Consider the following 7548-nt stretch of genomic DNA (forward strand, 5'->3'; position numbering starts at 1 on the left):
GCTTAACGAATTAAATGTCTCTGTTTCATGTGTCTATTTTCTTGACATAACACCAAATCTGCTATCCAAGCAAGTTGGGTATAGGTAATCGTAGGACATGCATCAGCCATTTTACTCAATCCAAGATTAATTCCCTCGGCTAAAATAGCCGCAAATAATGTAGTTTCATCTTTTGGCCCCGTTTTCGTATGAAGATGTACAAACTGCTGACTAAACTGGGTCCAAGAGTCTACTTCTACTAATAGTTCTGTTAGCTTAATACGTGGTAATACATCATAAATAGCCCTTGTAGGCCCAAACCCAGCATCGCTTAGTAAATCGGGAATTTTGCAATAATCAGATTTTTATCATACAAATTTACTACTTTTTAACGATAAGTGACATGTAATTGTTATTCTGTGTCACTTTCTAACTTAAATCATAAAGAAATGATTCTAATTTAATGGATTAACAGTTTAAAAAAATGACATAGAACTCAGAAACTTAAATTTTAAGCCAAAAAAACATGGAAACACCTGTAAATTATCAGAAAATTACAAAATTACCGATTCATTCGAAGATGCTGGGTTTACGCCTAGAAGAACATTGGGAACAAGAACGAATTAAAAGAGAAATTGGAACAAAGGAAGATGAAATCGAAGGATTAAGAGCTCTGTTAAAATAGATTAGATTTTAATCAAACCCCGTAAAACATTCTGAAAATTACAAAATTCCCGATTTGCTCGGAGATGCTGGTTCTACCCCTTGTAAGATCTGCTACATCGTCTGGAACATCCTTTTTTAAAGATGGAATTTGGATGTGACCGCCATAAACAGAAACATCCGATAATTCTTGGTTTTGAATGAGTTGATTTACCATTGTTAATTGTTCTTGCATCAATCCGCATCGATTTTGTATATACTCCTCTACATTTGTAGCAATAGACAACGGAATTTGTTGTTTTCTTTTGATTTCTTCCCAGGTTGGTACCGGTAATAAGTACTCATCAAAGTTTTTGTATTGTTTACTTCCTGGTACCCATATATCTCCCGAACGGAGATGATTACACAACTCTGTCCATACACTAAATTCATAGTAATGACGGTCAATGCCATCTTCTTTTAAAACGTGTTTCAACCATTTGGATTTTATAAAATCCAGAGGAGCACATTCAGGAACTTTTCTTTTCTTGGATGTATTCAGTTCCTTTAAGATTTCAAGTGCTTCACATAATGTTTGGGTGATACCGGAAGATTGAAACGTATAAATCTGTAAAAGTCGCGGGGCAAACTTACGAAATTGTCCATAATAGGTATCCAGTAATTCTAAATAATCGAATTCTGCAGGCCTCGCCAACGCTTCCGCTTGTTCTACCGAATGAATAAATTGGTCCCATGGTATAACAGCTTGTAAAGATACAAAAGGATCTTGTTCAGTTTCTTTTGCTTCAATTAAAACCTTCCCAAGTTTTGCAAATAAGCGAAGTTTTTCATTAATTAACTTTCCATCATTTTGAAACGAATCGTTATGTATCTTTTCTCCTCGCTTGAACATGCGCCCAAGCAATTTTTCATTTACATATAAACCTTGGTCGATTAAAAAAGCATAAATGTGAATTAAAAATGCCATTAACGTAGCATAACGTTTCAAAGAATGGAACCGGGACAAATGTTGAGTTGAATATCGAGAGCCTTCCCTAGCTAATTGTAGTAATCTATTTTGGTGAATCTCTTGGCCCTTTTCTAATGGTAATGCGAGCTTTTGAATAAATTGAACACGGTCCAATATTTTGTGAAAATTTTTAAGAGAAACCGCCCCAGGTGGTTTTCGTAACCAGGATAAGTTCGTAATATGTTTGTCTGCAGACTTTGTTAATAGCTGGTCTAATTGTACAAGTTGTTGTGGAGATAACGCTTTTGTTAACTTTTTAAACGTTCGCCTTTCTGCACGTTCACATACTGCCCAAACTAAATGTTCTACGGCATACATGGCAGGAAGAATGATTTTTCTTTTTCGCATTTCTTGTATCAAAAGATCAACTAAAACCAGACCTTTATCTGTTCCCAGTGCAGTTGGAAGAAGCCAATTTGCTAACTCTCGATATTCTCGTAAGGTAAAAGCACGGAATCCAAAATGTTTCCGAATTTTGCTGATGTGTTCTCGCCTTGTTGTATCGCGAATTTTCGCATAACGATGTATAGCTGCAGGCACGATTCCTAATCTTTTTGCAAGTAACGAAACAAGAAAATCGGGTATTTTTTCTCCAGAAGCGAAAGGTCGACCAGGAAATCGTAAATAGGCCAATTGAACCGCAAAACCTAATTGATTCGTTGCGCCGCGTTGTTGACGGATGATTTGTATATCTTCTTCCGATAAAGTGTAGTATCGTATCCGCTCTCGTTCACTCATCTGGTCTGATAATTCATAAAAGTATTCTCGTTGCGTTTGAGTAAGAACCTCTCTCGTCGCCATCTGAATTTCCTCCTATTTTTGTAAATAACGATACACCGTTGTACGAGAAATCTTTAATATTTGCGCAATATCTTTAATGGGGGTTTTCTTAGACACGAGTGTTTGTATCATTTGTTGTTCTTTTTCTCCTAATTTTTCAGGTCTTCCACCAAAACGTCCCCGAGCCCTTGCGGCAATTCTTCCAGCCTCTGTCCGTTCACGAATGAGGTTTCTTTCAAATTCTGCAAAAGAAGCAAATAAGTGAAACATTAATTGTCCTGTAGCGCTAGAGCGATCCATCGTGATATTTTCTTGTACACTATAAAAACTAACGCCCTGTTCATTTAATTCATTTACAATTTGGATGAGATGATGCATCGTTCTTCCTAAACGATCGAGTCGCCAGACTACCAAAGAATCACCAGGTCTCACATATTGAAGAGCTTTTTCAAGGCCGGGCCTTTTTCCGGCAATGCCACTCAATTTGTCTTCAAATATTTCATCACATCCATACGCCTTTAAAGCATCTATTTGTAAATCTAAATTTTGATCTACAGTTGATACACGAACATAACCAATTTTCAATTTGTAGTCTCTCCCTGTTCAATAATTTAATTTTAGATAGATATCTGAACATACATAATTGTACACTGTTTATGGACACGATAATAGGAAAAATTGTAGTGTTTTTTACTAAAAAATAAAGTGTACAGAAATATACAATTTTCTGTACACAAAAAAGGACCTAATCTTTTACATAGAAAAAATCATGTCCTTTTTCAAATCTATATAAAGGAAACGGCCATTCACTTATGATTCAATCACAATAGGCTAATCCTTTATTCACTTCTTGTATATCGAAGAAAGCAGGATCAAAATTCAATAAGTCCCATTCCGCATACATTTTATGTTGGGGATGTGAAGAATCTTTTATTGCTTCTAAAAATTCAAGATAACCTGGAATACCTCCGATATCCTCTAAAGGAGCTGCATTTTCTCCTCCGATGCATGTTATTTCATCAGAACTTTGATCAAGTATATCTTCAACTTGAATCTGTAGCAACCAATGATCTCCAAAGTCGTATACATATTGAAAAATTTGAGCTTTCTTTTTGATTTGTTCAAGTAGCATGGTTCTATGAGCACGTAACATTCGAGATGGTGTTGTCAGTTCCAACATGGAAAAGGGAATACTCGAATCTGGTGGATCCGATATGGTATATTTTCCAACAGTGAATTCAAATAAATGTTGGTGCTCCCACCGAAATAGGCATTGAATCACGTCATGTAAATCATCAAAAGTTAATTTCGCGGGTAAAATAACTTTTCTCCAAATGGGGAAAGGACATCCCACTAATTCCAAATGTAATTGATAACATTTCATTTTTGTTTCCTCCTCCTTTAGATATCCCATGCTTCATATGAAACATAAAGTACATATCTAATTTCTTAATTTTTTAAATAAAAACAAAAAAATAATGATAAAGCATTCCGTACAGATTGTTTAAATGTATTACGATCCTCCAATGTATGTATCTATGATTTAGGTTGCTCTTCATTAGAAGGTTGAAATTAAATGAATCCACGTAGTGCCTGTCATATCTTTTGGAAATAAGCATCAAAATTACATCCAAACTTGTCAAGCACTTCTATTGTAAATATATCCGATTTTTAACATGATACTTTTCGATTGTGTCACCTTCATATTTTAATGTTAAATGAGTAATCAGCACAACAATTTTAATAACAGCTAAATTAATGTCTGATTGAGCTAAAATGTTTGTTATGTTTACAAAATCATTATTCCAAACGTTCTTGTAATCGTTTTGCTATTTCTGAAGAATACATTCTTAATGCTAGTTCATTATTTTTTTGTCTTGCTTGATTCGGCACCAGCCAGACCAGGTTGCCATCAATGACTACAAAGGTTTGATGAATATTACACTTAAAAATAATTCGATAGCCAATAGATATCAGTTGGTCTACATATTGTCGAGATTTTGAATCTACCATCATTGCTTCGGGTAAAAATAAAATCCGCTCAATGCCTCTTACAAAATGAATTGCGTTCAAAAATTCGATTATAGATTTACTAAGATACGGCATAATCAATAAAATTTTTTGCTGTGCATTTGCTAAATCTTTTTGTAAAATCGGTTCATATCCCTCACTAAATAAATTACTCTTACAAAGTTCTGTATGTTCATCTTCAAACAGGTGATATCCTAGTTTTTTATATGTTCGAAGTCGCTTTTGATACATACGATAAATCATCGGAATCGCATAGTCGATATAATCATAGACACGGAGGTCCTCTTTTTCATCTAGATTACGTAATAACCTGCCTAAATACTGCTGCAAGTTTCCCTTACTTGAAATAGGCATTACCAATAATAATGTATCTAATGCTGGCAAATCAAATCCTTCTCCTGCATAACTTCCTGTAGTCAATAGTACAAATGGCTTTCCTTCTTGTTTCAGATTTGCTAATTCTTCACGTAGTTGTCTGTTTTTCATTTTGCTATTCAGAATATAAATTGGAGCCGTTACATTTCTTCGTTCCAATTCATCTTTTAACAAATCAATATGTTTGATATATCTTGAAAGTACGATTATATGTCTATTATCTTTTAAGTTGCTCAAAATATCAGAAATAATTTGCTGATTTCTATCTTTTGACTCTATCATCATCTCGTAATTTTCATGAATGGTTTGATTATTGATAGTTGCCATTTGCTCACCTAAAGAAGTAAAACGAATAAATAATTTTTGTTCAATGTGCTTTGGGATCTCTTTTTCCGCAGTATAACTTATTTCTCCTAAACGCATAAATATAATATTTTCTAAACCATCCTCTCGCTGCGGTGTAGCAGTCAATCCGTAAACATATTTGCTCGCTACTTGTTTCATAACATCTTCAAAAGTTTTTGCTGCTACATGATGGGCTTCATCAACAATAATCATTCCATAATCCCGTAACAAATTTTGTAAGTTTTCATATCTTGTTACTGTTTGAAATAAGCCAATGTCTATTAAGCCACTACGACTCTCTTTTCCACCATAAATTCTGCCTACTTTAGATTTTCTTTTTTTTCTACCCTTCTCTGTTCGTTCCACAAAGGGCTCGTCATTAATCTTTAAAAAATGCTCTAATTGAGATTTCCACTGTCCGGCTAAATTTGTATTATGGACTAAGATCAAGGTGCTTACCTTTTTATCAGCGATTAATTTGGCCGCAACAATTGTTTTTCCAAAACCTGTTCCTGCACATAAAATCCCCATATCTTTTTCTTCTAAAGCATGAAGTGCTTGCTGTTGTTTAGGATAAAGATCACCCACAAATTGGATGTCAATGGTTTTTCCTTCCTCGAATTCATATGAAAATTCAACATTTGGAAATAACTGTTTCACTTTATCTTTCAATCCTCTCGGTAAACGGATTGTCTCTTTATCTATTTCTACCAAGCTGATAACTCGCGGAATATCTTTTGTCGAAAGTCGTTTTCTTTGCGCTGTGTAAAATGCTTTGTTATGAAAAGTAGCTAAAAATTTTAATTGAACAATCTCTTCACTCGTTAAAGCTGCTTTTTGAATGCTTAAATGACTAGTAACGACTATTCGAAGAGGCTTTTCAAAAACAAGATTTTCTTGCTCGGGAAGTTTAAATAAACAAAGTTCTTCCACTAAATTCGAGGTGCTGGATTCATAATATTTTACAGGCAGTTTTTTTTCGATTATGGCAGTCACCTTTTTCAAAACACTCATTGATAACTTAGGAGTTTTTTCTAGAGCGCCCCACACATCTTCAATTAAGTTGAATTTTTTATCAATAAAACGACTATACCCTTTTTTGACTCGACTTCCTTGTAACGGCAAAGCAATTAAATTTCCAAAACCACCAACAGAGAGTTCATTTTGATTCGGAAACATACGATCGTAAGATTCAAAAGATAACTCAGGATTCTCTAACATCGAATACTTCAGTAAAGCTTTTCCAAAATTTCGCGCTAACCTTGCCTCGATCGCTTCTTCAAAAAAGAACCATATGTGACATCCATTTCCTGACTGAGAAATTTCTAAAAGTGGATTTACTTCAAAATATTCCGCAGAATTGACCATTGCTTTTACGGATTGCCGCCAATCCTTTTTGTCAAAATCGATGGCCAAAAAATACACTCGATTATCATCCATCATTGGATACATACCATAAAATGCTTCTCGTCCCTCCTGATCCACACCACGTAAATGATTCCAAATAATTTTATCTGTAATCGACTGGAATTTTTGAACTGTACAGTTCACACAGGGAAAAGTTGATTTTTTTACTTTAGGACAAGGATATTTTTTACGTGATAAGCACCAAGGATAATAAACCCTTTTTCCTTCTGAATTTGTAAAACTTGTAGCAACCATCGTATCACGTCCACGGAAGTAAGAACGATATAAACAAATTTTTTCTTGATTACTTCTTTTTACACGTTTACTTTCATCCGTAATATGTGCTTCAAATTCAAATCTTCTTGAAATAAAGACTTGTTCTGCCTGCTTAATTACAACAAACTCTTCTTCAGAAAAGAAATCTCGATAAATACGTAACAAATGAACTTCGTTTCCATTTTTCATTGTGTAGTTTTTTCCTATTTGAAGCACCATATAAATAAAACTCCTCCATACATTCTCAAAGTACTACCTTTTAAGAAAAAGTTAATTTAAGCTATAGTTCTAATTATAGATGAATGATACAAACCCAAAACATAGAACTGTCCAATTTCTACTACACATTTAATATGTATTTATTTACACTGAATATTTTAGTAAACGCTGGCGGTATGTAATGCCTTTTCCTTGGGCTATAATGGTTTAGTTGTTTAGAAAATTATAATTTAAAAAGTTATATACCGTTTCGGATAGAGTTTATGTTATGGGGATGATACATCTTTTATCACTAACAAATGTAAGATGTAACGAAGGAATTTAAAATCCGCTTACTTTACGAGGAATTCGTTAATATGTGTCCAAAATGTGTCTAAACGTACATTTTTCCCGAAATGGTATGGTGAAGCCATGCCCATCAACTTAAGCCTTTTTACTACCCCCAAGTACAAAAAAACGTTATT

Annotated in this window: 4 protein-coding genes and 2 pseudogenes; 1 reads left to right on the forward strand and 5 read right to left on the reverse strand. The window is 34.2% G+C overall.

All coding sequences use genetic code 11. The features are described 5' to 3' along the window. Positions 1 to 35: 35 nt before the first annotated feature. A pseudogene (locus ACODS7_RS30245) lies at positions 36 to 326 on the reverse strand (Tn3 family transposase); the annotation flags it as partial. Positions 327 to 505: 179 nt separating this feature from the next. Here ACODS7_RS30245 and ACODS7_RS30250 point away from each other — a divergent pair. Beyond that, on the forward strand, positions 506 to 664 hold the full coding sequence (locus tag ACODS7_RS30250) for a hypothetical protein (RefSeq protein WP_488828338.1): 159 nt from the start codon (positions 506 to 508) through the stop codon (positions 662 to 664). Positions 665 to 742: 78 nt separating this feature from the next. On the opposite strand, the pseudogene ACODS7_RS30255 reads toward ACODS7_RS30250, so the two are convergent. From ACODS7_RS30255 to ACODS7_RS30270, 4 genes and pseudogenes are all read right to left on the reverse strand, one after another. After that, positions 743 to 2452: pseudogene (locus tag ACODS7_RS30255) on the reverse strand (DUF4158 domain-containing protein); the annotation flags it as partial. Between the two features lie 12 nt (positions 2453 to 2464). Next, positions 2465 to 3016 (reverse strand): recombinase family protein, encoded by a 552-nt coding sequence (locus ACODS7_RS30260; RefSeq protein WP_000690668.1) that lies wholly within the window; start codon positions 3014 to 3016, stop codon positions 2465 to 2467. A 232-nt stretch (positions 3017 to 3248) separates the two neighbouring features. Continuing rightward, a complete protein-coding gene (locus ACODS7_RS30265; protein WP_488828341.1) occupies positions 3249 to 3815 on the reverse strand; it encodes a plasmid pRiA4b ORF-3 family protein in 567 nt (188 codons plus the stop codon). A gap of 416 nt (positions 3816 to 4231) precedes the next feature. Next, positions 4232 to 7084 (reverse strand): TOTE conflict system archaeo-eukaryotic primase domain-containing protein, encoded by a 2853-nt coding sequence (locus ACODS7_RS30270; protein WP_488828343.1) that lies wholly within the window; start codon positions 7082 to 7084, stop codon positions 4232 to 4234. Positions 7085 to 7548 lie beyond the last annotated feature (464 nt).

This window comes from Bacillus sp. FG16 (assembly GCF_057809515.1).